This is a genomic window from Clostridium sp. HCP1S3_C6 (assembly GCF_052066735.1).
Lineage (GTDB): Bacteria > Bacillota > Clostridia > Clostridiales > Clostridiaceae > Clostridium.
Window position 1 is genome coordinate 1 of the sequence record NZ_JBQHRN010000033.1, and the last position, 26,399, is coordinate 26,399.

Below are 26,399 nucleotides of genomic sequence, written 5' to 3' on the forward strand. Positions count from 1 at the left end.
ACAACGACAAGAAAAATTAAATGGATTATAAAAAAATAATCTTGAATTAATTATACCCAAAGGTGGGGAATTTTCTTTCCCTTTTTCGGGGAATTTATATTGACACCAACAATAATTTAGGTAGTTTAATAGAAGAAGATTTAAAGATATTCATAATTGATGAGAATGAGTATAATATAATGCTTTTAGCAGAGGAGTATTAAAATGGATATATTAACAGTGTTGAAGATAATAGGTTTAGTATTACAACTAATAGCTAGTGGGCTATCAGAAAGTCAAGCAGTAGAAAAAGCTTCAGCTATGGTTGGAGTATCTGAAAGTTTTATAAGGAAGATAATAAAGAATATAAATTAATTAAAAACTCACTTAATATTTACTAAATTTTATATAAATATTAAGTGAGTTTTTTACAAGGATAATATAGTGGAGGGTATTTTTTTTACTATAAGAGAGAAAGATATCGTTGCTATCGTATTATACATATAACGATAATAACGATATTTTATGTACAAGTAGGAAGAGGTGAAAAAAATAAATAAAAAAATATTTATGCAAAAATTACAGAGATTTAAGTATAAATATGCAAATGGGGATAAAATACATAAGGGCGAAAGTGGCTATAAACCAAGTAAAATCAATGGATTGAGGGGGATAGGGTTAAGAGCAAGGAAATCCAGGCATAAAAATTTGCTTAGGTTTTGATGCCAGGAAGTCTTGGGGTTGAGGGTGATGAGTGCAATTGAAAAATAGTGAATTAAAATACGTGTAACCCTTGATATACAAAGGGTTGAGGGTATTTACATATAAAAAAATATTGGTATAATACAAAATATAAAGTAAATAAAACAAAGCTAGCTATGAATAAATATAAATAAAAATTCAAAATTATTTATAGGGAAAGATTGCGAATCGATTTATACTACGCAATTTAGTAAACGATTACAAAGATTTAGGAGGAAATAAAATGATTAGTAGAAATTCAGAATTAAGAGAAGAAGTAATGAAAGGGTTAAAAGTTTTAGAAAAGATGGAAATTCCATTAGAGGTTAGAATGCTTAAAACAAAAAAAGGAACTAGAAGTGGATACTATATTGATAAGGACAAGCTTTTAAGTGATATTCAAGAACATGATGGTGTAGATAATATTTTTTTCACACTTAATGTTTTTTCAGATGATTTAATGGCAAGAGCAAAGGATAGGTTACTAAATTATGCACAACATACTACATCAGATTCAGATATTATAAGAAGAAAATTATTACTTATTGATATTGACCCATGCAGAGCATCAGGAATTTCATCAACTGATGAAGAACTTGAATATGCTAATAAAGTTGCTGAGGAAGTTAAGTTGTTTTTAAATGATAACGAATTTCCACAGCCAGTTAAAGCATGTAGTGGAAATGGGTATCACTTATTGTACAAGTTAGATTTACCTAATACTAAGGAAGTAACTGAAAATATAAAAGTTTTTTTACAAGTGTTAGATAATAAATTCAGTACAGAGAAAGCAAAAGTCGATACTACTAATTATAATCCAGCTAGAATAACCAAGCTTTATGGAACTATTGCTTGTAAAGGAGATAGCATTGAAGGCAGACCTCATAGAAGGTCAAAGATTGTAGAAATACCAGAAAAGTTTGAGGTAGTAAATGAAGCTTTAATAAACAAAATAGCAGAGCTTATGCCTAAGAAGGAAAATAAAACTCAAGCTAAAAAGCAAAATAATACTAGTAAAATTCAAGGTGAATTTGATGTTAAGGAATGGCTAGATAAGCATGGAATAGAGATACATAGGATAAAAGAGGAAGGTGATAGAAAGTGTCATGTATTAAAACAATGTCCTTGGAATTGTAATCATACGGATACATCAGCATCAGTAACCCAATTTAAAGATGGAGGGATTAGTGCAATATGCCATCATGATAGTTGTTCAGAGGAAAATTGGGAAAGTCTAAGAGAACTTTATGAGCCTAAAGCCAAAAGAAAAAAATCTAAAGTTTCTGAAACTAATCCTAAAGAGGAGAAGAAAAGCCAAGCAGATATAATGATTGAAATGGCAATGAAGGAAGAAGATGAGTTTTTCCATGATGAATTAAATGAAAAGTATGTAGCTATAAAGAGAGGAGGAAATCCGTTAGTACTTAAAATTAATGGACAGGACTATAAATCTTTTTTAGTTAAGCGATTTTTCAAGGAAACTAAAAAAGCTCCATCTAAAGATTCAATTAATCAAGCAGTAAGTGTATTAGAGGCTTTAGCTCAATATGATGGAGAAGAGATTAATGTAGCTAAAAGGTGTACGGAAAGAGATGGAGCTATTTATTATGACCTAGGTGATAAGGAATGGTCGTTCATAAAAATTACTAAGGAAGGTTGGAAGATTGATAATAGTGGACAAATATTATTTACAAGACGTAAGACAATGAAACCACAGGTTTTACCAGAAGAGTATGATGACATATCTATAATTAATAAACATTATAGATTTAAGACAGATGAAGATAAAATTTTACATACGGTTAGTACTGTTACTAAATTTTTAAGTATAGGAAACCCAATAATAGTTTATCATGGCGAAAAGGGAGCATCAAAAACAACTACCATGAGAATGGATAGAAGCATAGTTGACCCATCAGCAAGAGATGTAATATCAATGCCTAAGAGTGCAACAGATTTATCATTAGTTTTACATAATAATTACTTACCATGCTTTGATAACATAGATAGTATTTCGGCAGAAAAGAGCGACATATTATGCACAGCTGCTACAGGGGGAGGATTTAGCAGAAGAAAGCTTTATACAGATGACGAGGAGAATATATATGAGTATAAAGTGCCAGTAATTCTTAATGGAATAAATGTTGTGGCAACAAGACCAGATTTACTAGATAGAAGTTTACTTTTAGGACTTGAAAGAATATCAGAGGATGAAAGAAAGGAAGAAAGTGAAGTATGGGAAGAGTTCAACAGAGATAAACCTAAAATGTTAGGAGCTATATTTAGTACGATATCAAAAGCTTTAACTATTTATCCTAACGTGAAATTAAAGAAGTTAGGAAGAATGGCTGATTTTACTAGATGGGGATATGCAATAGCAGAAGCTTGTGGTATTGGTGGAGAAAAGTTTTTAAAAGCCTACCTTAATAATCAATATAAAGCTAATGATGAAGCCGTTAGCTCCAATCCAATTGCAACAGCAATTATTAGATTAATGGAAAAAACACAGCATTTTGAAGGGTCAGCATCTAGATTATTAGAAGTGTTAAACTCCATTGCAGAAGATGAAAAGATTGATATTCAATCAAAGTTATGGGCAAAAGAACCTAATGTACTTAGTAGAAGGTTAAATGAATTAAAATCTAATCTTCTTATGGAGGGCATAACATTTTCTACAAGCAATACTAGTGTAGGGAGGAAAATTGAAATCCGTAAAAGTCCTAAGGAACTTATTAGTGGATAATCATCAACGGAAATATCAGATATAGCTAATTTTATACAAGCAGAATCAGAAGTAATTGATTTTTAATTTATTAATGACATTATCGTGGTTCAATACTTCGATAATGTCGATATTTTCAGATTAATTAAATTGGAGGAAAGTCAAATGATTAATATCAATGGAAAAATAAGCATTTACATAAGAAAAGAGAATAAGTTAGAAAACCTAAAAACAGGTTATGGAAGATTACAATGGCTAAAATATGAGCTTGAAGACAATAAAGAAACAGTAAATATTTTTGTTGATGAATATAAAAAATGTAGTAAGATGATAGAACTTATTAAAGAGATAAAAGAGGGAAGCATTGATAATCTTCTTATATGGTCAATAGATGATATAGATAAAGATTATGTAGCAGAGTTAGCTAATGTTATTACTAAATATGAAATACCTATAATAAGTTTCTGTGAATCAAGTTCATGGATAAATCATGTAATTAATGAATCAATAAAAGTAGCTTAATATACATAAATAACAAAGGAGAAGATGGACATGGATAGAGAGAAAAAAGTAGATGAAATCATTGATGTAATATCAGAAATAATATTAAATTATCTATCAGAGAATACTGAAGAGAAGATTACAATAAAAAGGTAGAGGGGTGTAAAACACTAATTAAAACTGAAAATATTGAAGTGATTGAAGTATAAGTAAAACTGGAATTACTCATTGGATTAAATATATATTATTAAACTGATAAGAAGTTCCTAAGATAATTTTAGGAACTTCAATATTTATCAAAGTAAAGGAAAAGGAGATTATTATGAATAAGAAAAAGATAATAGCAATTTATTGCAGGGTGTCAACAATAGAACAAGCTGAAGAAGGTTATAGTATAGATGAACAACAAAGATTATTAATTGAATATGCCAATAAGATGGGATATGAGATTTATAAATGCTATTCAGATAGAGGAATTAGTGGTAAGAACATTAAGAATAGACCAGCATTAAAAGAACTATTAAAAGATGCAGATGAGGGTAAGTTTGAGATTGTGCTTACATGGAAGATTAACAGGGTTGCAAGAAATATGCTAAATCTGTTAGAGATTGTAGATATGCTTGATAAAAGAGGAATAGCTTTTAGGTCATATTCAGAGCAATTTGAAACAGAAACTCCTATGGGAAAATTCTCATTGCATATGATGGGAGCAGTTGGTGAATTGGAAAGAGGAACAATAGCTCAAAACGTAAAAATGGGTATGTGTGCTCGAGCTAGAGATGGAAAGTGGAACGGAAATGTTTTACTAGGATATGATTTAGAAGAGGTTAAAGATTCATTAAATAAGAAAAGAAAGGATACTATACTTGTAATAAATAAGGAAGAAGCAGAAAGTGTAAGATTTATTTTTAATGAGTATGCTAATGGAAAAGGATATAAAGCTATAACTAATAAGTTAAATAAGCTAGGATATAAGACTAAGAAAGGCAATAATTTTTCAGTAGGTTCAATTAAGGATATACTAACTAATCCTACGTATATAGGTAAAATTAGATATAATGTAAGGCAAAATTGGTCAGAGAAAAGGAGACGTGATATTAATGAAAATCCAATATTAGTTGATGGAATACATGAAGCAATTATTGATATAGATACATGGAATAAGGTACAAGCTATTTTAGAAAGCAAGAAAGGAAAACCTTCAAGAATATATGATGGAGAGTATCCATTAACGGGAATATTAAGGTGTCCTAAGTGTGGAGCTGGAATGGTTATATCAAGAACTACTAATACTTTGGTTGATGGAACTAAGAAAAGAATAGCTTATTATTCTTGTGGTAACTGGAAGAATAAAGGTACAGCAGTATGCAACTCTAATTCAATAAGATGTGATAAAGCTAATGAATATGTGTTTAATAAGTTATCAGAGTTGTTTACTAATGAAAAAATGGTTAAAACAGTAGTTTCTAATGTAAATAAGGAAAGAGTTCAAAGAATAAATCCAGCTAAGAAGGAGTTAGAAAAGCTTGAAAAAGAGTTAGAAAAGATAGAAAAGAAAAAGAATAAAATATTTGAAGCTTATGAGGATGATATACTAACAAAAGAAGAGTTTCAAGATAGGAAGAAAGAACTAAATGAAAGAGCAAAGAAGATTCAGGAGCAAAAGCAACCATTACTTGAAATGCTTTCAGATGAAGTAGATGAAAAAATACCATATGAATATATAAAGAGTATATTAGAGAATTTCAGTAAAGTTTTAAATGGCAACATAAGCAGAGAGCAACAGAAGAAATTGTTACATATGATAATATCAGAAATAACAATTAATGAGCTAAGAGAAATAGATTCAATAAAAATTAAAATAGATGATAATTTAGTAGATTATCTAAGTAAGGAAGAAGGAGTATCTGTAAAAGGTACTCCTTCTTCTTTTGGATTAATAAATATTGGGCTTACTTCATTAAGTTTAAATATTATAATATAGACAAAGTAAGTGATATAGAGGATAATTAATAACAAAGTTAAAGTATGGAAAAACCTCACTTAGTACTGATACGGAGAACCGTACCATAAGTAAATGCGATAGACCCTTTAATAACTAATAAAAATAAGTACAGGCTAAGGGATTTACAAGGGAACGTAAGTTCTTTATAATAAATATAAAGATATGATTACAAACTAATAATTAAATATGATATAATAAATCGGCTATAATAAAAAGAGGCGGTGTAGGAATGTTAAAACTTGCAACTGTTTTTAGTGGAATTGGTGCAATAGAACATGCGCTAAAAAGAATGGGCATAGAATATAAAATAGTTTTCGCATCTGATAATGGAGATGTGGATATATTTAAAAGGAAAATAGGTATTAATTTTAATGAGATAAACAATGAAATAATAAGGATAAAGAAAGTTGTATATAGACTGGATATTGACAGTGATATTGAAGAAAGCTATGAGTATCTAACTGATATTGAGAAACATATAGACAAAGTAGAAAAGAAGATACATGAATTAAAGGAAAAGTGTAAATCAATAGAATTAGATGTAGAAGAAGTGTTAAATAATTTAAAAGATGAAAATGTAAGGAAAGATATAAACAAGATTATTCAAAATTACGAAGAAGGTAATATTGAAGAAATCGATAGAGCAGTAATAATAGAACTATCGAAAAAAGATAGTAATAAAGTTGTATACAAACAAATCAAAGTAGATACAAATAAAATAGTAAAAGAATTAAAAGAATTAATAGTACAGCTAAATATGCTTAATGAAAAAGTAGAGACCCTACATATTCATGAAGAGCTAAAGAAAATAAAAAGTTACAAAAAGAAAAAAGAGTACGTTGATGAATTGTATAAAGGCAAGGAAAAATCTAATTATGTTAAAAAAAGTTATTTTGCGAATTATGATATAAAGGAAGAAGATTTTCATTGGAATGTATCGTTTATAGATGGGACTCAATATAAAGATAAGGTTGATCTTTTTGTGGGTGGTAGCCCATGCCAATCATTCTCTACAGTTGGGAAACAAAGAGGGTTAGAAGATACTAGAGGGACTCTTTTCTATGAATATGCAAGACTAGTAAAAGAAATACAACCTAAAGTCTTTATATATGAAAATGTAAAAGCTGTATTAAGCAATGACAACGGTAAAACATGGGATGTAATGAGTAAAGTGTTTGATGATTTAGGATATACCTGGAGGCTTATGGTTTTAAATAGTAAAGACTATGGAGTAGCTCAAAATAGAGAGAGAATATTTGTTGTTGGATTCAGAAATGACCTAGAATTAAAAAAGGAATTTTCAGAACCTAAGAAGGTAAAGCTGGATAAAACAATGAAAGACTACTTACTGGATAATGTGTCAGGTAAGTATTATCTAAATAAAAAGGGTGTTAAGTTTGTTACAGATAGTAAAAATATACAAAAGAGATGGACGCAAATAGATGGTGATATCCAATTATGTCAAAAGAAAAACCAACAGTTCAATTGGCATGGAGACTTTGTATTTGAAGAAGAAAACAAAGATAAAGAAAAAACCATGCATGATTTAGAGAAGTATTTTCTATCAGAAAAGGTTAGAAAATACGTTTTGGCTAGTGGGACTAAGAATTTCTACTCCAAGCCTGAAATAGATTTAGATGTTGCTAGACCACTGTTAACGACAATGCATAAAATGCATAGAGCAGGAGTGGATAACTATGTTACTACTGATGGAAGATTGAGAAAATTAACACCAAGAGAATGTTTAAGATTAATGGGCTTTTGCGACAGTTTTAAAATTGTTGTATCGGATACCCAAGCATACCAACAAGCTGGAAACTCTATAGTGGTTGATGTTTTGATAGCTATAATGAGTGAAATAATAAAAGCTCTACCTAGTATCATAACTGGAGCTAACTATGAGCATAAATCTGATAGTAGTAATTTTATAAGTAAGCAAATTGAATTTTGTGTTACTGGGTAGTAAGTAAAGAATAGCTTGTATTAGCTATTCTTTACTTTTGAAAATATGATTTCTATGATATTCTAAGTATATATTTCGAGCACCATTAATATTATTGATGTTGTATACTTGTCCTTCAAAAAGGTTTAAAGACAGCCTTATATTATTAGGTAAAAATGGAGAAACCATTAATTGACCGTTATCTGTAAAAGAAATATATCCCTTATCAAATAGAACGTCATAAGTTGGAGTGAGAGTAAGACCATTATAGCCATCTAACCTATCATGATTATTAGAACAACATGCCCATGGAATTATGTGGCTTGCTCTAAGTAAGAAAGGCTCTGATATTCCAGTAAAAGGACATTGCGGCATTATTGACAATACATTTAACCTAAACTTACCCTGACCTAATCTTGAAGTAATTAATGTCTCTCTTTCTGTTTTAGATATAGTAGTATCATTTTGTATCTGATCCGAAATCTCAGTTGTTAAGGTAGAAGTAAGATGGTTCCTACTATAGGTTAGAGGATGAGAAAGATTACTAATATGGTTCAATTCAAAATAATATAAGATATCTGAAGGGTCAGAGTCGTTTATTAATTTATAAATTGTAACACAAGTAAGTTTTGGAAGAGATAATTCTCTAATAAGAGACCAAGCATCATCCACAGAACCTATATAAAATCTTGAAGAATCTAACGCCCCATTTTGATTATAAACATGAAAGTAAATTTCATCAGGTAGTGCAGAAATTAAATCCAATCTATCATTATATAGTAGAGATAGATCTTTGCGATAATGATTATTGGGTGAAAAATAATCAATCTCAGCATCTTCCATGTATTTAAATAAATTATCCCTTGATAAAAAGCAAGGATGACTGCAAGCAATGTAAGACTTATTGCCTTTATTTATTGGACTAATATTTGGATTGAAGTTGAATATAGGAGATACACTTTGAGAAGAAACATATAAACGAGCTTCTCCACTACCATTGCCTACTTTATTGCTTGGAGCAACAAAAGAATCAACAATGTTTGAAAGGGCTGAAGTTTGAATAGTGTACTGTCTATTATTTAGTCTGATTTTACCATTATCAAAATATAACATAAAAACCTCCTTATGAATAATAGCTATTACATTTAAGTTAAGTATTAATACAAGTTCATTTTACAGCTTAGCCCGAAAATAATCAACATATTATTCCAAAAAATACAACATTTTTAAAAATATGCGGGAATTTTTGATAAATTAGAAAATAATAAGCACTATTGTTAACTGATTAATAAAATGGAAATAGGATAATAACCCGAAAATAGAAATAATCGGGTTGTGTAGTATCCAATAGTCTGTTATAAATAAGAATTATCTATAAAAGGGGGATTAAGGATTTAAAATACCTCTATAAATGAAAAGTATAAGATGATAGAAAATGTAGTGTATCTTAAAACTAAAATAAGTATATATTATAACAATGATAAATGATCACTTTGTCGGAAGGGGGGGATATATGTGGATAAGGATAAACAACGTATTAGTATAACAAAATTTCTTCAATGGAATGATAAAAATGGATACTATACTGATGAGGAATGTGACCTAGAAGAACAGTCAAGAATGACATATGAAGAAGCTATTAAGTATTTCTTCGGAGTACTAAACTATGACTTCTACTATAGTATAGTAGATAACATTTTTGAACTAACATATGAAGAAGCAATTAAATATGCTAAAGATAATGCATTTTATAATAAGACGCATGAAAAGCTAACTCTACTAGTAGAAAATGAAAATCCAACAGAAGAATTTTATAGAAGTCTAATCTAAGAGGACTATTACCTGTACTATTATATAGGTAGTAGTCCTTTCAACTTTTTAGATTACTAGCATTAAAAGAAGCTGATGAAGAAATTTCCAGGTGGATTTAAGAAAAAGGAGGTGGTAGTACGTCTAAAAAGATTGAAGAGGAAATCATAAAAAGCACTAAATATTGTGATCTTCTAAAACAGGCTAGTGTAAAGGATGAAGATTATACATACTGTATAGAGAAGATCTACATTAAATCAATGAAGAGGAATGAGATAAGATTCTCATTATATAAAGATAGTGTAAGAGGTGATGATATTTACGTTCCAAGAAGCTTAGATGTAACTGAATTAGAACTACTAGACTTAATAAAAGAATCAATAAAGAATAGAGTGTTCTCAGAGGAATTCATAACAATGCTAAAACAAGAAATAAGTAAGATATAAAGTCTTAATTGCTATTGATGTAGTAATTAAGACTTTTATTCATTTAAGAATGAAAAGAAGGTAGGAAAATATGTTCAAGAAAGATAGAAGATATGTAACTAAAGGTGTAAATGCTGAGATTGATATAAGACTACAATATATAATGTGGGAAATGATAGATGAATTAAAGGTAGAGGAAAAAGTAAAACTAGATTATTTACAAATATTTAGATTTGAAAAGAATAGTGACAATAGTTTTATTATTGAGCAAAGTCAAGAAGTTCCTAGATATAAGCTTAAGAAGCAAATACCAATAGAGAGTTCTACTAAATTAACTAAAGATAAAGTTTATGTCATAGATAGTGGAGAATATTCAACAATGCTTCTACCAGAGGAATATTAAAAAAGAAAACAACAATCACTGGAGGTATAAACTATATGTCGGAAATACTAAATAGAGTATTCTTTAATGAAGTAAAAAGATTAGCAGATAAATATAAATCAATATCTGATAACCAAAAAGAAATGATTCAGAATTTTCTTCAAACAATGGAGGTGAAGGGGGTAGCAGTAGATGAAATAGACAATATAGAACAAGTGTTAAGACTTTCAAGTGAAGGTATAACAGATGAAGAACTATCTTTATATAAAGTTATAGGAGAAGAAAATCTACAAAGTAACATATCAATACAAGAAGCAAAAGACTATTATTATGGATTAAGAGAAAATGGTTATGTAATGATAAATGATAAATACTTAATCTATGAGCAAGATAAAAACCTTAGAGATTTCTTGTCGGATCAAATGGAAGAGCTTCTAGCAGACAAAGATTATATAGATAAGGTGTTTACTAAGGATGAAATAATAGAATTTTGGGTAAATGAAACATCAAGAGAAGAGGCTAAAAGAAAATTAATAAATGAATCAGACATTGATGAGTTAATAGATGTGTATCTTAGAAAAGAAATATTAGTAGGTGATAAAGAGTATGTACTAATAGCTGGAGATGATCTATAGAAAGGATGGTAAGATGATATCACTAAAAAAAGTTTTAAGAACAGTATCTGTTACAGTTACTATAATAGCAACAATAGTAAAAATTAAAAATGAAAGGTAAGATAAAAGAATGTCATATGAAGTAGTTATTAAAATAATAGCACTAGTCCTAGAACTATTAAGTCAAGGAGTAACAAAATTAGAAGCAATACTAATAAGTAGTAAGAAGTATGGAGTTGATATAAAGGATGTGGAAAAAATAGTGGATAAGTTCTTTTAATATCAATTATTAATACCCAGGGAGGTTGAAAGTAAGAATGAAAATAATTTGGAGGGAAGAGCAAGTAAAGGAAGTTAACATAGTACAACCGGTAAAAGACGAAATTTCTAGAGTAATTCATGTTCTAGATGAGGAATATGGAGTAAAAAGAAAAATAACTGACTTAGGAGGCTATGTAGTAATAGTAGAAAATGAAAAAGATATAAGAAATCTAGAAGAGAAAGTTATTAAAGGAACAGTGGCAGAATATTCAGAAGCAATAAAATCAACAGGGTATTATAAGACAGTATATCTTATAAGTGATGACTATGCAGTGGTAATAATAACAGGGGACAAACCAATATAAAGAAAATCAAGACCTAATCAGCAATATTGGTTAGGTCTTAGAAATTCTTATTCTATTTTAGTACCACATTCTGGACAGAATTTTTGACTATCTGAAATCTCAGTTCCACACTGTGGACAAGTATGTTTAACTACAGTTGAGGCACCACACTCTGGGCAAAACTTAACCCCTTGAGGAATAGGCTTACCACAATTAGGACACTCTAATGTTAGCTTTGAACCACAAGAAATGCAAAACTTACTATTAGAAGGGTTTGGAGTATTGCAATTAGGGCATAAAACCTCACCGCTATTTACAACATTCCCAGAACCAACTGAAACATTTTTTCCACCAGACATAATAAATTGCTCAATAAAGTTGAATATTTCTTCAGGCAATTTTTTTTGATTCCAAGCACCTATAGCTGCAGTAACAGCTAATGGAGCAAATACAATCATACCGGCAGCAGCGGCGCCAGCTTTATCAACCCATTTACCAGAACCGATTTGGACAGAAACCATATCGCCTGTAGGTATAAAGTGAACTTGAATAGCTGTATCCATACCAACAAATTTCTTCCAACTCTCTTCTTGTTTGGCTTGAACTAAGTAACCTTAAGTTGTCTTAACGCATTCAGCATGAAGGTTCTTCTTGTCATGTAAAAAGCATTCAACCCCATTAGCAACCATTTCAATGGTTACATCATCAATTAATTTGAAAACCTTTGAATCTGACATAATAAATTCCCCCTTAAAACCATAATATATAATGACAACTATAATTATCACTATATGTAAATTATATCATGTTGAAAGAAAAAAATCAATCTTTTATTATATATCGTAAAGAGGTATTAATATGAGTGATAATCTAGTTGGTAAAAGAATTAAGTATCTTAGAGAATTAAATAATTTGTCACAAGAAGAGTTTGCAATGAAGTCGGGTATAACTAGGGCTTATCTAGGTCAAATCGAAAGAGGTGAAAAGAATCCCACGATAACAATAGTTAGCAAAATTTGCAATGCTCTAGGAATTACTTTAGAAGATTTTTTTAGTAGTGATGATAATAAGGATATATATACTAAGAAAATAATTAATTTAGTAAATAATATGTCTAGCAATGAGAAGGAATGGATATATACAATAATAGAATCAACATTAAAGTTTAAAGAGGAAAAGTAGAAAATCATTTGTTTATTCAATGGCAAATGATTTTTTTATTGATATTTTTAAAAAGTTAAAACTGAAGAAGAAAATTATTTGATATTATAATATGCATATTGATAAGATTATTTTTTGTTGGACAGTATAAGGATAAATTAAGACATTTCATCAATTTTATATAATAACCCTTCACTAAATATTATATACATATAGTTAATTATGAAGATACATAAAAGAAGGGGGTAAACAAATGAAATATATGTCATTAAGAAAATTTTTAATTGACTTATTTATTGAAGAAATAAATGGTGATATTAATATATCAACAAAGGGAGGGCAAAGTATGTTTAATTCATATTATGCAGCAAAAAGAAAAACTTTTTTACAAATATTAGACTTTTTTAAGATTGATATAAATTCAATAAAAAAGGTGGAAAAATAATGATTGATACTAGATATAAGAATGAATTAAAAAAACTTCTTAATATATGGCATGATAGAAATACAAAAAAAATAAGAGCTAAAAAAAATCTTACTGTAAATGTTAATAGAGAAATATTCCAGATGGCTGGGATTAACCTTGAATATAAAAATAAAATATTACTAGAAGGATAAACAATTTGGATAATGGCTTGGAAAATATGTTCAGAAAAGGTTGATAAGATTAGGAATAAATAAAAAAGATAAAAAAATGCATTTGTAGATTCAGATGCATTTTTTTTGCTTTTTCAGAAAAAGTTAACACTAATATTGCAATGTTTTCATGATAATTAAATAGATATAAAATTTGAATAATTAGCAAGAAATATCTCGACACTTCGATTATTTCAATATTTTTGCTAATTAGAAAGGAGAAAAAATGAAAAAAAACATTTCTAGATTAGATACTAGAAGTAAGGTTATTGAGGCATATATGAATAAGAAGATGACCAAGGAAGAAATAATTGATTGGTTAGGAATAGGAAGTGTTAATTATCATATAAGAAAATCAGGTATTAAAGATATTAATATAAAGAATAAGTTAACAGATAAAGAAATAAGTGAAATAAAGACAATGTTGGCTAGTAATGCAATAGCATATGGATTTAAGGATGGAAAATGGAATGGTGAAAGATTACAAATGTGTATTGAGGAAAAAATGGGTAAAAAAATTAGGTTATCAATAGTGAATCAAATTTTAAAGTTATATTATAAAGAATTAGATTATGAAGAGCTTTTAAAATCATTAAAAAAAGAAGCGAATGTAGCAAGAATCTATTTTTATAAATTTGGTGAAGTTGATATAGAAATAGCAAAATTTGTGGATTGTAGATACAAAAAAGACAAAAGAAAGAATGAAAGAATTAATGTAAATATTGCTGTATGCGAAGTGCTAAATGAAGAAGGCAGGTGGCAATATTATGAAAGTAATTATTTTTTATCAGAATATGATGTTAGTAATGAAGCTAAATTAATATTAAATGCAAAAGGGGAAAATATAAATGTAGGAAATAGAAAAGTCGTAAATAATTATAAAAAAGAGTTTATTTCAAAAATATATAATAAGTTAGAAAAATTAGTTTTTGTAACAGAAAAGGATTTAGATATTGAGTCTATAATTGCTAAAAATAATGATTTCAAGTTTATTTTTGGACCCAAAATTGAGAAAATTGTTGAAAGGAATGTATATTTAGAAGATGAATTAGAATTAAAAAAGAAGTATTTAAGAATAGTAAGAAATATTAAGAAAAAAAGAGAAACAGAGAGAATAATATAGTTATTGTAAAATGTAAATTTTAGGAATAATAATTGGCAATACTACGCTCCAGGTTTTTTTAAGAAAAGTAGATATATAAATGAGATGTGCATTTGGGATGCATATTGAATTATAATCAGCTTGTAGGCATCAATAGATGCCTACAAGATAAACATTGAAAAGGGAGTGTAAAGAAATGGCAATAAAAAGAATAATTAAAGAAGTTAATAATACAATAAAAAGAATTATTGAAAGAATAAATGAAGAAAAAAAAGAAGGACTTTACAAAGATAGTTTTGGGCCTATGGATTCAAAGAAGAATATTAATAATTTCAAACTATTTTCAAGAAATAAAGAAAGAGTAGAAATTAGAGTATTATATAAAAATAAAGTATATTCAGGAATATTTGATAGTCCTTTAAGAGCTAATAGTGAAATAAGAAAATATGATGGTAAAGCTAATGTTTATATTGGATTAAATCCTGTATTTAGAGAAGCAAACAACCAACTAGTAAGAGTTTCTAATGCTATAAAAGATATGGACATTGAAAGAAGACAATTTATACTAATTGATTTAGATCCTGTAAGAGAAGCTAATACTCCAGCTTCTGACGAACAAGTTAAAGCTGCATTAAGTAAAGCTAGTTTAATTATTGAAGAATTGATTGGAGATTCTTATCAATTTAGGGAACCTATAATAGCAATGTCAGGAAATGGAGTTCATATTCTTTTTAGGGTAGATATGAAAAATAATGAAGAAAGCAAAAATATTGTGAAGGCATTTTTGAAAACTTTAGCTAAGAAATATAATGACAATTTAATTAATGTAGATATTACAGTATTTAATGCTGCAAGAATAACTAAATTATATGGAACCATAAGTGTAAAAGGAAAAGATTCTGAAGAATATCCATATAGAAGATCTCATATTATTCATAACCCTAATAATATAGAAATAACAGAAACTTCTAAAATTCAACATTATATTGAAGATAATAAGACTTCAAGTAATATTGAAAAGACGAAGAAGAAAGTAGAAGATGAAAAAATCAAATATGAACATAAATTATTGGAATTGATAAAAGAATTAGATAGAGTTGGTATAGAAATTAGTCACATAAATAAGCTAGAGAATAAAAGTTATCAAATAGTACTTAGTAAATGTCCTTTTAATGAACATGATGAAGATAAGGGAACCTGTATTTATTATAATGATGACGGTACGGTATACTTTAGTTGTTTGCATGATAAATGCAAACAAAAGAACAATAACTGGGAAAAACTAAAAGATATGTATGATATAAAATATAATGAAAAACATAAGCAACAAAAGAAAAATGATTCTGATAATAAGGATAGTTTCAAAAAAATATCGAAAGCAGATGAAATCTTTAATATGGCAAAAGATGCTGGTGATGTATTTTTCTGCGATTTTAATGGAGATGAATATGTTGCTGTAAATTCTGATAAAGGTTGTGAAGTTTTGAAAATTGATTCTAAGAGATATAAAGCCATAATAAGCTATAGATATCGAGAAAGAAATAATAGTATACCTAATAAAGAAAGTATTCAACAAGCTATCATAGCAATGATTTCGGAAGCAATAATTAATGAAGAAAACATAGAACTATTTAAAAGATGTTCAATGAAAATAGAAAATGGAGAAAAAGTAATTTATTATGACTTAGATAATAAGAAAAATGAAATTATTAGAATAGATAAAGATGAAATAAAACTTATAAATCATAAAGAACCAATATTTATTAGAACATTAAATACATCATCACAAGTAGTACCAGATGAAAATTTTTTTGGAAATACAGATATATCTATAATTACAAAGCATTTTAGAATAAAAGATAGAGATGATGAAATTCTCTTTATTATCTTATTAGTTACAAGTATTATTAAAGGGATTGCACATCCAATATTAATTTTTTATGGTGAAAAAGGTTCTGGTAAAACTATAAATACAAGATATATAAAAAAGATAATTGATCCAAGTAGACAGGATGTAGTATCATTACCTAAAACTGAGAGAGATTTTGCAATACTTTGTAGTAAATCTTATTTATTAGCATTTGATAATTTAGACTCTATACCAAAACAAATGAGTGACTTTATATGTCTTATTAGTACTAAGGGGAGTTATGTAACTAGAGCATTATATTCTGATGATGAAGAAAAAGTTTTCTTGTTAGATAATCCATTAGTTATTAATGGTATTGGAGCAATTGTTAGTAAGCCAGACTTGTTGGATAGGTGCAAATTAATTGAAGTATCAAGAATTCAACCCAAGGATAGAAAAACTGAAGAAAGAATCGATGAAGATTTTAGAAATGATTTATCTAAGATATTAGCTGTTCTATTCAGTATTTCTTCAAAGATGCTTAGCTATGTTGATATTATAGATAATGAGAACATAGAAAGGTTGGCCGATTTTGGTAAATATGCTTATGCAATTGGAAAGGCGATTGATGTAGAAGAAGATGAAATAACAAGAATACTTAATAAAAGTATGAAAATTATCAATGAACAAGTAATTCAGATGAATCCAGTTCTTCAAGCAATAATGGCATACATAGAGAAAGAAGGTAAATTTGAAGGAACTGCAAATGAACTATTAAGTGAATTAGATCATGTAGCAGAAGAAATACATATTGATACTAGAATAAATAAATGGCCTAAAGAACCACAAGTATTAAGTAGAAGAATAACAGAGATTAAATCAAATTTGTTAGAAAATAATATAATATTTGAAAAAGCAAATCTTAATAAAGGAAGAATAATTAGGATTTGGAAAGATATTGTATAAATAATTTTGAGGTGATAATAAATGAAAATTAATAACAATATAGAAGATGAATTTTTTTCGGATGAATTATTAGAATATTACGAAAATTTAAACACACAAAATATTATTAGAATAGCGGATGATTTAAACATATAACAGCTTTTAGAGATATTAATACATATTTTGAAAAAATATAAATAAAAAGATACATAAAAAGAAGTATTTAAAGGTAAGTAATTCTTTAATAGGAGATAGAAACATAATGAATAAAATAAATATTTTAATAGAGGTATTAGCAGATATTATAGATAAACAAGAAATCAATGAAAAAGCGAAGAAAGTAAATAAAACTAATGATAGTAACATAGAGAAAACAAAGTGATATTGTATTGATTGTAATAATTATAAATAATAAATATATATTATATCCTTGTATAAAAATAATATAAGGAGGTTTAATAATGAGCTATACTGAAGACAGTGCGGATGCTAATAATATTAGAGCAGCAATCTATACTAGAGTATCTACCACAGAGCAAAGCGAAAATGGTTATAGTATAGATGAACAAGAACAGTTATTAACTAATTACTGTAATGCAAATGGATATATAATCTATAACTGCTACAGTGATAGAGGGATAAGTGGAAAAGATATAGTACACAGACCACAGTTAATTGAATTATTAAAAGATGCTGAGAATAAATCATTTGATATGGTACTTGTATGGAAGATTAATAGAATAAGCAGAAAGTTAGCTGATGTATTAAAAATAGTAGACATATTAGAAAGAAATAATATTAAGTTTAAATCATACTCAGAACCTTTTGAAAATACAACACCCTCAGGGAAAATGCAAATGCAAATGATGGCTTTGATAGGTGAATTTGAAAGAAATACTATAGCTGAAAATGTGAAAATGGGAATGTGTGCTAAAGCTAAAGCTGGAGAATGGTGTGGAGGCAGGGTGCTTGGATATGATTTAACCCCTAAAAATGTTCAAGGAAGAGTAAAGAATGTTCTTACAATCAATCCACTAGAAGCAGAAATAGTAAGATTTATATTCAATGAATATGCTAAGGGAAATGGATATAAAAATATAACTAATAAACTTAATAAGATTGGATACAAGACTAAAAAAGGTAATAACTTTTCAGTAGGTTCTATAAGAGACATATTAACCAACCCAGTATATATAGGAAAGGTTAGATATAATGTTAGACGTAATTGGAATGAAAAAAGAAGAAGGAATATAAATCCTAACCCTATTTTAGTAGATGGAATCCATGAGGCAATAATTGATGATGAAACATGGAATAGAGTTCAAATAATACTTAATAGCAAAAAAGGTAAACCACCAAGAATATATGATGGGGAATATCCTTTGACAGGGTTATTAAAATGTCCTAAGTGTGGAGCAGGCATGGTAATAATGAGATCAGTTGGTAAAATTAGAAAAGATGGGACAAGAAGAAGAGTAGCATATTATTGCTGTGGTAATTGGAAGAATAAAGGTTCTGCTGTCTGTGGCTCTAACTCAATTAGGTGTGATAAAGCTAATAAGTATGTATTTGATAAGCTATCAAGATTACTTAATAATGATAAGTTAATTAATGATGTAGTTAGAAAAATCAATAAGAAACGAAAAAGCAATGTTACACCTTTAAAAAATAAAATAAGCCAAATAGATAACTTATTAAAAAGAAATGATGCTAAGAAAAGAAAGATTTTTGAAGCATATGAAGAAGACTTAATAACAAAAGAGGAACTATCTCAAAGAAAGCAAGAAATAAATAATGAAAGCGACATGCTAATGGAAACAAAAAAAGAAATATTAGAAGAACTACAAAATGATTATGGAGAAGAAATATCAGCAGAATTTGTAAGAAGTGTATTAATGAATTTTAATACTTTACTAGAAAATTGTAGTTCAAGAGAAGAGAAAAAGAGCTTATTGCATATGCTTATTAAGGAGATAACTGTTGATGAAACAAAAAATATTGAATCCATAAATATAAAGATAAATGATGAATTGTTAGAATACTTGAAACAAGACAATCAGTGTGAAATTAAAGAAATACCTTATTCAGATGGACTAAGTAAACTTGGAATAGAAAATATAAGATTAAATATATCACTATAAAGAATGAAGTAGTAATAATCATTTTATTGCTACTTCATTTTTGCTTAAGGGAGATATAATAGAATAAACAATATTCACAAGAAAAATATGGTATAATATACTCATACAAAAAATGTAAATTAAGTGGGTGAGTATATCTTATGAAAAAAATAGCATTATTTTTTGGAGCAGGAGCAGAATATTCCTATGGGTTACCTTCTGGAGGAAAATTTGCACTAGACATATTTAGAATGAATACTAATGAAGATAAAGAAAATTTTAAAAAACAACTAAGAGAAATAGATTATGAATCACGCTATGCAAAATGGTTACCAGATAATTTAGAAAATAAAAACATAACAGCGTTTACGAAAGGACAATATGATTCACTGGTTAAAGGAAGTTTAGAAAATAAAAGAAACCAAATTCTTGAATATTTTAGTCACTTTGATGATAATGTACATAATATCATAGAGAGATCGAATAAAAAAGGAGTGAATATAGATAATATTATAGAAGGATTACTAGGTGAAAATATAGGTGATCATACATTTGGAAAAGAGATAAAGCTAAATAAAATATTTGAGCAAAGAGACAATGATTTATTTGAATCGGATTATTTTTCAGCATTATTAAAAATAATGCAAATTGATGGTATAGAACCTAAGCTAAGATACTGTATTAAGGAGGTTATAAGAGCTATTTTGGAACTGCTAATTGGTTCACTAGGAGAACAATTAACACATAATCTAAATGATGGTATATTTGAAAAGAGTCCAGATAGTATAGATGTATTTGATGATTTAGGTGCTATATTTACATTGGATTATAAAAATACAGGGATGAAAGGTCTTGATATGATAATAAATGAAAAAAGCAGCAATGTAGGCAAAGTCGAAAGCCAAGAAGAAATATTAATAAACTTTGGTTTTGAAATATTAGAAGATATATATTCAAGAGCTTTAGATTATCAAACATTAATAGATATGAATTGGAGATATATTTATACACCACAAACTGATTGGGGGAAATTTAGTAAAATAGTAATATTTCTAAACACAGTTAGAAGATATATAACAGGAATAGCAGAAACATGTAGAGAAACTATTAATCAAGGTGATGGATACTATCATGATATATTAGAAATAAAAAAGATTGCAGAAATTAATGGGGTAGGAACTACTAATTATAATACTTTCATTGAAGAAGTTATAGAAGAAAAAGTATCATATTTAAATGGTTGTGTTAATGATTATTATGACCCGTATCTAAATAGAATTGTATCATTAGAAGATAATGAGGATAGGAAGCACATAGTAGTACCATTTTTGTTCACGCAAAGTGGGATAAAACCACTAACATCTATAAAAATGTCAGAAAGATATGTCTCGTTATATAAACAATTTGAAGAGGCAGATATTATATGTATATGTGGCTTTGGATTTAATGCTGATGATGGGCATATAAATGGAATGTTTAGAGAATTAATTGAAGATAGCGGTAAAAAATTAACAATTCTGTATTACTGTAATGAATTTAATGAGAAAAAAGCAAAAACAGAATTTCAAGACAGATTAAGACTAAGTAGTAAAAATAATATAGAGATAATACCGGTTAATGACAAAAGAGAAGATATAAGGACAAATAGAAAATGGTATGAATCATTAAGACTGTAATGACTTGGTGGATTCTATAAGAGATTGAAAAAACTATAAAGCCAGTAATATTGAAAAAAAGGATTATATTAAAAAATATAATAATATGGTATAAAAAAAGCTAGAATAGATTTTTGTTCTGGGATAATTGGAGCGGTATACATCAATAATATCATGGGTTGATTAATATGACTATAGTTGTAAATGAATTTGAAATTGATAGAACTGCTATTTTTGATGAAGAAGAAGATTCAGCTTATCATAAGTTAGTGATAGAGATTATTAATGAGTTAAAAATTAGGCATTAATAGGTTGAATTATATAAGATAAGTTGAAAAGTATAAGATGCAATTCTATAAAAATGGCATAAATAATGCAAATAAAGGATAAAACAATTTTTGTATGTAATCAAATTTGTGGTGTTTTTGAAATGATTGTTAGAAGTAAGTAAAAAGGAGTGTTTGTAATACTCCTTTTTTTGGTTAGCACAAAATTACAGTAGAATTTAGCAAACAAAGATATTTTTTGCTTTATTTTTTATCTTAGAATAAGTTCTTTTACCAAGTACAGCTTTTGAAAGAATTTTCAAATCATGTTTTAATCTTTTAGGAGAGTATTCTTGAGTAAATACTAAGTTTAGTTCAGATTTGAAATGAAGAACTTTAGAGCAGTCACCATATAAAGCATTTAAGGGATAATAGTTTAGGTCTAATATGTCTCCTTTAAAATCGTTAGTATAACTTTGATATGCTTCTATGAAAGGTCTAATACTTACTAATAAAGAAAGAATTGTATTGCGTTTTTTAGCATCATCATACTTAAATCTATAGAAATCAGTAAGACCTTTTGTTAAATGGTATTTTAATAATTTATTCATCATTGAAATCCTCCTTGTATTTTGATAATATGATTATATAATGATTCTATAAAAATTTCAATAAGTTGCCAAATAGGAAACAAAAAATAAAGGGTGATAATATGAAAAAAGATAAATTATTAGAATATTTGCAATATATAGCATTGCTCAACTTAAAAACTAAAGAGTATAAGGTGTTTTTATATATATTAAACAAATTAAGTACTAAAAAATATAGAATAATTAATCAAAAACAATTAAGTGAGGAGTTAGGATTAAGTAAATCAGAAGTTTCTAAAGCTATAAAGAAATTGTTGAATGAAAAAATAATTGAAATAAACCCAGATTCAATATATAAAAGTAAAAAGAAAGAAATAAAGTTAAATGATTATTCCGTTGAGCAATTGGAAGATATGGTATATGACTTAGCAGAGAAAAATGCATTAAGTAACTGTCTAGAGTAGCAAAAATGCATAATAAAGTGATAAATATAGTATCATTTGTGTATGTTACGGAGAACCGTATCATAAATGAGGTTTCTGTAAATATAACTCCAGTACAATACTTAAAAAATTATCGTATAGAAAAAGCATGTTTTATGTTATTAAACACCAAAGAAACTATTATTAATATAAGTTATGCATGTGGTTCTGGAAGTAGCAGCTATTTTGGAATGAAAATATGAATGAGTTCAGAGATAAAATAAATATTTTCCCGGATATAGAGGTTGTTTTAAAATCACTTTTATCATCTGGCTATAAGTTAGGTATTGTTACATCTAAAACCAAAGATGAATTTATTCAAGATTTTGAGAAGCTTGAAATTAATACTTAGTGTGTTTAATCAAATTTATGAAGCAATTGAGAAAGAAGGACTGCAATTTAGCAAATTGAATACAATAATTTTCACACATCAGGATATTGATCATATAGGAAATGTTTGTGACATATTAAAAAAGGTTCCTGAAGGCATTAAAACTTTTTCTCATGAGGAGGAAAAAGTATATATAAATGGTGAAAGGACTCCTGTTAAACTTGCTAAACTTCAAAGTAATTTAGAAATTTTACCTGATAACATGAAAGTAGCATACAACATGCTAAAAGCTGGCTTTGAAAAAAATAGAGTAAATATAGATGAAACTCTGGTTGATGGACAAGAATTACCTTATTGTGGTGGAATAATTGTTATTCATACACCAGGTCATACTCATGGACATATCTGCTTATACTTTAAACAGTGGAAGACATTAATTGCAGGAGATATTTTTTGCATTAATGATGGTATACTTTGTAGAGAAAATCAAAACTTAAATTTTGATAATGAACTAAATATAAAGTCTATTCAAAAATTAATGAAATATGATGTTGAAAAAGTAATTTGTTATCATGGTGGAATATATAATGAAAATGTAAATATAAAGATATGTATATGATAATTGTATATTTTTTATAAAGAAAGGCATGATAAAATTATAAGCGAGGTGTTATTATGAATGAAATTATGAATCAAGCTAAAGCAATAAAAGAGGATTTAGTAACTTTTAGAAGAACTATTCACAGAAATCCTGAAGTGGGTGCAACATTACCAAAAACAAAGGCTTATGTAATAGATAAATTGAAGGAGTTTGGATATAATCCACAGGAAATATGTGAAAGTGGCATTGTTGCTACAATTGAAGGAAGTAAACCAGGAAAAACATTCTTATTAAGGGCGGATATGGATGCACTACCAGTAAGGGAAGCAACTGAATGTGAATTTAAATCCAATAATGGTTCTATGCATGCATGTGGGCATGATATGCATACAGCTATGCTTTTAGGTGCAGCTAAACTTTTAAAGCAAAATCAAGATAAAATAAATGGAACAGTAAAGTTAGTATTTCAACCAGATGAAGAGGGATTTACAGGGGCTAAAAAAATGATAAAGTCAGGAGTACTTAAAAATCCTGAGGTGGATGCAGCTATGGCAATGCATGTTCATTCTGGAACACCTTCAAATATGGTATTATGTGGCTTAGGAACAAGCATAGCTGGATGTAATAGATTTAGAATCATTGTAAAAGGAACTGGATGTCATGGAGCCATGCCAGAATTAGGAGTAGATCCAATAAATATAGCAGTACATATATACATGTCTTTACAAGAAATAATTTCTAGAGAAATATCTGCTACTAATCCTGCTGTTGTAACAATAGGAAAGTTTGTTGGGGGAGAAGCACCTAATATAATACCTGGAGAAGTTATAATGGAAGGAACTATTAGAAGTTTAGATAAAGAGGTTGGAGAATTTATATTTAGTAGAATAAATGACATAGTAGTATCTACAGCTAAGATGTTTAGAGGTGAAGCTGAGTTAATAGAGTTATCATCAGTTCCACCATTAACTAATAATACTGAGCTAGCTAAAGAAGTTACATCATATTTAAAGGATTTATTAGGTGAAAAATCAGTTGTATTATTTGAAAGTGGAGGAATGGGATCAGAAGACTTCGCCTCTTATTCATATGAAGTACCAAGTGTTTATCTTATGTTAGGTGCTGGCACCAAGCAAGAAAATTCTTTATATGGTGAAGCAATGCATAATCCAAAGGTGGTATTTAATGAAGATATATTAGTTACTGGTGCAGCTATGCATACATATTGTGCTATTACATGGTTAAGAAACAATTAGTATGTTTATTTTATTAAAGTTTGATATAATATAAATTAGAAATATAGATAATTAAAATAGTAGCATCTCTTTGCAATTCGATGCTACTATTTTTTGGGATTTTTTATAAATAACACTATTAATAAAAGTTTTGGGATAACAAATTAGAGGTGAAAACATGGGCAGACTTGGAGAATATTTAGGAAAACAATGTGGAAATCCTACAGGAATTGTTGGAAAAATAATGACATGGGGTATGAATCGTGTAAATAAGTTTATGTATAAAGGAATTATTGATGAAATTAAGCCAAATAAGCAAATGGTGATGCTGGATATTTAGTAGGGTATATTTTAGCGAAGTTTTTTGAAAAAATTCATATTAGAGATACATCTAAAGTTATTATATTATTATGTATGGTATTTATTATGGTAACTATTGAAGACAAATACTCAATGATTATTCCATTTGCATCACTTATAGGTGTTATGTGTATAGGTGTTTTATTATTTAGGATGATAGGCGTATTTGTTTGTTTATTAAAAACTAAATTAGATATGAAAGAAAGATTTTTTTGTATGTTAGCATATACTCCAAAAGCAACAGTTCAAGCTGCAATAGGAGGACTGCCACTTGCAATGGGATTGTCTTGTGGAAATATTGTACTTACAGTATCTGTTGTAGCAATTTTATTAACTGCTCCACTAGGGGCGTTCATGATTGATTTAACATATAAAAGATTATTAACAAAATCATAAATTATAAGGTAGAATGTTTAACTCAAAGTTTGTTTGTACAACATAAGGAGGATATTATGTTTCGTATTGGGGAATTCTCAAAATTAACTCAAGTATCTATAAGGATGTTAAGATATTACGATGAAAAGGGATTATTAAAGCCTGCAGAAACAGACAAATTTACTGGTTATAGAATGTATTCTGCTAGTCAAATACCCATGCTTCAAAAAATTATATTACTTAGAGATTCAAGATTTTCAACAGAAGAAATCAAAAAAATAATGATTGAAGATAAAGAAGTAAATATAGCTAATGAGTTACAAAAGAAGAAGCTTGAAATCCAAAAAGAGATTGCCATGGAGCAAAATAGGATAAAAAACATTGATAAGGCTATTAGTGAAATAAATAGAAATAGTCTGAAAATGCATTGCAATATAAACTTTAAAAAAGTAGATAAATTAAACATAGTATCAATTAGAGATATAATTCCTACTTACTTTGATGAACATATGGCAGAAGCTCCCTCTAGGCAAATATGTCATATAGGTGCAGGTAATACTAAAAATCCAGATGAGTATCTTACAGAGATACAAATTCCAATAAAATAAATTTGTTGACCCTCACATATTGTGAGGGTTTATTATTTTTTTGAGGATAAGTATCTAGGAGGTAAGTATTATGGAATTAAAAGAAATTGGTAAGATTAATGTAGAATGTGAGGCTGCTAAAAAGCTTAAGATTGATGCACAATTTGTAAAGGAAGCTAATTTACCATTTAAAATAAATGGTGCTGTAAAGTTTAATAATCAAGCACAATTTAACCCTCTAAAGTTCTTAGAATGTATATCACAAGATCGTAACCGTCAAAGATTTCACGTCTACATAAATTATGATTCTCCTTGTAAAATTAAGTGAATAATGATTTTACAGGAGGATTTTTATGTATAAGAAATTAAACAATAAAGA

General features: G+C 28.0%; 31 protein-coding genes and 1 pseudogene. 28 read left to right on the forward strand and 4 right to left on the reverse strand.

Translation table 11 applies throughout. The annotated features are described in order from the left end of the window. Positions 1-204 precede the first annotated feature (204 nt). The 6 genes from ACTNAO_RS10560 (at position 205) to dcm (ending at position 7,911) form a co-directional block, all read left to right on the forward strand. Complete coding sequence (locus tag ACTNAO_RS10560; protein ID WP_169105904.1) at positions 205-354, forward strand: hypothetical protein; 150 nt, start codon at positions 205-207, stop codon at positions 352-354. A gap of 168 nt (positions 355-522) precedes the next feature. Beyond that, positions 523-702 carry a hypothetical protein gene (locus ACTNAO_RS10565; RefSeq protein ID WP_441046160.1) on the forward strand — a complete coding sequence of 60 codons (180 nt, stop codon included), beginning with the start codon at positions 523-525 and terminating at the stop codon, positions 700-702. Between the two features lie 262 nt (positions 703-964). Further along, positions 965-3,463 carry a hypothetical protein gene (locus ACTNAO_RS10570; protein WP_169105903.1) on the forward strand — a complete coding sequence of 833 codons (2,499 nt, stop codon included), beginning with the start codon at positions 965-967 and terminating at the stop codon, positions 3,461-3,463. 144 nt (positions 3,464-3,607) lie between these two features. Further along, positions 3,608-3,964, forward strand: coding sequence for a hypothetical protein (locus tag ACTNAO_RS10575; RefSeq protein WP_169105902.1), 357 nt, complete (start codon positions 3,608-3,610; stop codon positions 3,962-3,964). Positions 3,965-4,265: 301 nt separating this feature from the next. Continuing rightward, complete coding sequence (locus tag ACTNAO_RS10580; RefSeq protein WP_441027682.1) at positions 4,266-5,927, forward strand: recombinase family protein; 1,662 nt, start codon at positions 4,266-4,268, stop codon at positions 5,925-5,927. Between the two features lie 310 nt (positions 5,928-6,237). After that, complete coding sequence (gene dcm / locus ACTNAO_RS10585) at positions 6,238-7,911, forward strand: DNA (cytosine-5-)-methyltransferase (RefSeq protein WP_441048071.1); 1,674 nt, start codon at positions 6,238-6,240, stop codon at positions 7,909-7,911. A gap of 24 nt (positions 7,912-7,935) precedes the next feature. Here dcm and ACTNAO_RS10590 read toward each other — a convergent pair whose 3' ends face one another. Continuing rightward, complete coding sequence (locus ACTNAO_RS10590) at positions 7,936-9,003, reverse strand: HNH endonuclease (protein WP_441027684.1); 1,068 nt, start codon at positions 9,001-9,003, stop codon at positions 7,936-7,938. Between the two features lie 402 nt (positions 9,004-9,405). Here ACTNAO_RS10590 and ACTNAO_RS10595 point away from each other — a divergent pair, with 402 nt between their 5' ends. From ACTNAO_RS10595 to ACTNAO_RS10620, 6 genes are all read left to right on the forward strand, one after another. Further along, positions 9,406-9,720, forward strand: coding sequence for a hypothetical protein (locus ACTNAO_RS10595; RefSeq protein WP_441027685.1), 315 nt, complete (start codon positions 9,406-9,408; stop codon positions 9,718-9,720). Between the two features lie 239 nt (positions 9,721-9,959). Then, positions 9,960-10,145: a hypothetical protein gene (locus ACTNAO_RS10600; protein WP_441027686.1), complete on the forward strand. Its 186-nt coding sequence runs from the start codon at positions 9,960-9,962 to the stop codon at positions 10,143-10,145. Positions 10,146-10,215: 70 nt separating this feature from the next. Then, the gene (locus ACTNAO_RS10605) at positions 10,216-10,527 is read left to right on the forward strand and encodes a DUF960 family protein (protein ID WP_441027687.1); all 312 of its coding nucleotides are present in this window, start codon (positions 10,216-10,218) and stop codon (positions 10,525-10,527) included. 35 nt (positions 10,528-10,562) lie between these two features. Then, positions 10,563-11,141: a hypothetical protein gene (locus tag ACTNAO_RS10610; RefSeq protein ID WP_441027688.1), complete on the forward strand. Its 579-nt coding sequence runs from the start codon at positions 10,563-10,565 to the stop codon at positions 11,139-11,141. Between the two features lie 109 nt (positions 11,142-11,250). Then, positions 11,251-11,400, forward strand: a complete 150-nt coding sequence (locus ACTNAO_RS10615; RefSeq protein ID WP_441027689.1) for a hypothetical protein — start codon at positions 11,251-11,253, stop codon at positions 11,398-11,400. Positions 11,401-11,437: 37 nt separating this feature from the next. Then, positions 11,438-11,746 (forward strand): hypothetical protein, encoded by a 309-nt coding sequence (locus ACTNAO_RS10620; protein ID WP_441027690.1) that lies wholly within the window; start codon positions 11,438-11,440, stop codon positions 11,744-11,746. 47 nt (positions 11,747-11,793) lie between these two features. Here ACTNAO_RS10620 and ACTNAO_RS10625 read toward each other — a convergent pair whose 3' ends face one another. Further along, positions 11,794-12,288, reverse strand: a complete 495-nt coding sequence (locus ACTNAO_RS10625; protein WP_441027691.1) for a zinc-ribbon domain-containing protein — start codon at positions 12,286-12,288, stop codon at positions 11,794-11,796. 51 nt (positions 12,289-12,339) lie between these two features. After that, positions 12,340-12,462: a hypothetical protein gene (locus ACTNAO_RS10630; RefSeq protein ID WP_441027692.1), complete on the reverse strand. Its 123-nt coding sequence runs from the start codon at positions 12,460-12,462 to the stop codon at positions 12,340-12,342. A 121-nt stretch (positions 12,463-12,583) separates the two neighbouring features. Between ACTNAO_RS10630 and ACTNAO_RS10635 the strand changes: the two genes are divergently transcribed. The 7 genes from ACTNAO_RS10635 (at position 12,584) to ACTNAO_RS10665 (ending at position 21,214) form a co-directional block, all read left to right on the forward strand. After that, complete coding sequence (locus tag ACTNAO_RS10635; protein WP_441027693.1) at positions 12,584-12,907, forward strand: helix-turn-helix domain-containing protein; 324 nt, start codon at positions 12,584-12,586, stop codon at positions 12,905-12,907. A gap of 232 nt (positions 12,908-13,139) precedes the next feature. Continuing rightward, a complete protein-coding gene (locus ACTNAO_RS10640; protein ID WP_441027694.1) occupies positions 13,140-13,331 on the forward strand; it encodes a hypothetical protein in 192 nt (63 codons plus the stop codon). Next, positions 13,331-13,504: a hypothetical protein gene (locus ACTNAO_RS10645; RefSeq protein ID WP_441027695.1), complete on the forward strand. Its 174-nt coding sequence runs from the start codon at positions 13,331-13,333 to the stop codon at positions 13,502-13,504. The genes ACTNAO_RS10640 and ACTNAO_RS10645 overlap by 1 nt, the downstream gene beginning before the upstream one ends. A 244-nt stretch (positions 13,505-13,748) precedes the next feature. Further along, positions 13,749-14,645, forward strand: a complete 897-nt coding sequence (locus ACTNAO_RS10650; protein WP_441027696.1) for a hypothetical protein — start codon at positions 13,749-13,751, stop codon at positions 14,643-14,645. A 175-nt stretch (positions 14,646-14,820) separates the two neighbouring features. Continuing rightward, on the forward strand, positions 14,821-17,439 hold the full coding sequence (locus tag ACTNAO_RS10655; RefSeq protein ID WP_441027697.1) for a hypothetical protein: 2,619 nt from the start codon (positions 14,821-14,823) through the stop codon (positions 17,437-17,439). Between the two features lie 440 nt (positions 17,440-17,879). Continuing rightward, a complete protein-coding gene (locus ACTNAO_RS10660; protein ID WP_441027698.1) occupies positions 17,880-19,559 on the forward strand; it encodes a recombinase family protein in 1,680 nt (559 codons plus the stop codon). A gap of 140 nt (positions 19,560-19,699) precedes the next feature. Further along, a complete protein-coding gene (locus ACTNAO_RS10665; RefSeq protein WP_441027699.1) occupies positions 19,700-21,214 on the forward strand; it encodes a hypothetical protein in 1,515 nt (504 codons plus the stop codon). A gap of 484 nt (positions 21,215-21,698) precedes the next feature. On the opposite strand, the gene ACTNAO_RS10670 is transcribed toward ACTNAO_RS10665, so the two are convergent. Continuing rightward, the gene (locus ACTNAO_RS10670; RefSeq protein WP_441027700.1) at positions 21,699-22,073 is read right to left on the reverse strand and encodes a hypothetical protein; all 375 of its coding nucleotides are present in this window, start codon (positions 22,071-22,073) and stop codon (positions 21,699-21,701) included. A 98-nt stretch (positions 22,074-22,171) separates the two neighbouring features. On the opposite strand from ACTNAO_RS10670, the gene ACTNAO_RS10675 reads away from it, so the two are divergent. The 9 genes and pseudogenes from ACTNAO_RS10675 to ACTNAO_RS10715 form a co-directional block, all read left to right on the forward strand. Next, positions 22,172-22,513 (forward strand): MarR family transcriptional regulator, encoded by a 342-nt coding sequence (locus ACTNAO_RS10675; protein ID WP_441027701.1) that lies wholly within the window; start codon positions 22,172-22,174, stop codon positions 22,511-22,513. Positions 22,514-22,518: 5 nt separating this feature from the next. Beyond that, positions 22,519-22,734, forward strand: a complete 216-nt coding sequence (locus ACTNAO_RS10680; protein ID WP_441027702.1) for a hypothetical protein — start codon at positions 22,519-22,521, stop codon at positions 22,732-22,734. Continuing rightward, the gene (locus ACTNAO_RS10685) at positions 22,731-22,883 is read left to right on the forward strand and encodes an HAD hydrolase-like protein (RefSeq protein ID WP_441027703.1); all 153 of its coding nucleotides are present in this window, start codon (positions 22,731-22,733) and stop codon (positions 22,881-22,883) included. Before ACTNAO_RS10680 ends, ACTNAO_RS10685 begins: the two co-directional genes overlap by 4 nt. Further along, positions 22,867-23,481, forward strand: a complete 615-nt coding sequence (locus ACTNAO_RS10690; RefSeq protein ID WP_441046162.1) for an MBL fold metallo-hydrolase — start codon at positions 22,867-22,869, stop codon at positions 23,479-23,481. Before ACTNAO_RS10685 ends, ACTNAO_RS10690 begins: the two co-directional genes overlap by 17 nt. 56 nt (positions 23,482-23,537) lie before the next feature. After that, positions 23,538-24,719, forward strand: coding sequence for a M20 metallopeptidase family protein (locus ACTNAO_RS10695; protein WP_441027705.1), 1,182 nt, complete (start codon positions 23,538-23,540; stop codon positions 24,717-24,719). A 157-nt stretch (positions 24,720-24,876) separates the two neighbouring features. Next, on the forward strand, positions 24,877-25,038 hold the full coding sequence (locus ACTNAO_RS10700; RefSeq protein WP_441027706.1) for a hypothetical protein: 162 nt from the start codon (positions 24,877-24,879) through the stop codon (positions 25,036-25,038). Positions 25,039-25,124: 86 nt separating this feature from the next. Continuing rightward, positions 25,125-25,454, forward strand: a complete 330-nt coding sequence (locus tag ACTNAO_RS10705) for a hypothetical protein (RefSeq protein ID WP_441046163.1) — start codon at positions 25,125-25,127, stop codon at positions 25,452-25,454. Between the two features lie 56 nt (positions 25,455-25,510). Continuing rightward, complete coding sequence (locus ACTNAO_RS10710) at positions 25,511-26,041, forward strand: MerR family transcriptional regulator (RefSeq protein WP_441027708.1); 531 nt, start codon at positions 25,511-25,513, stop codon at positions 26,039-26,041. Positions 26,042-26,144: 103 nt separating this feature from the next. Continuing rightward, positions 26,145-26,288, forward strand: a pseudogene (locus ACTNAO_RS10715) (FAD-dependent oxidoreductase); the annotation flags it as partial. Positions 26,289-26,399 lie beyond the last annotated feature (111 nt).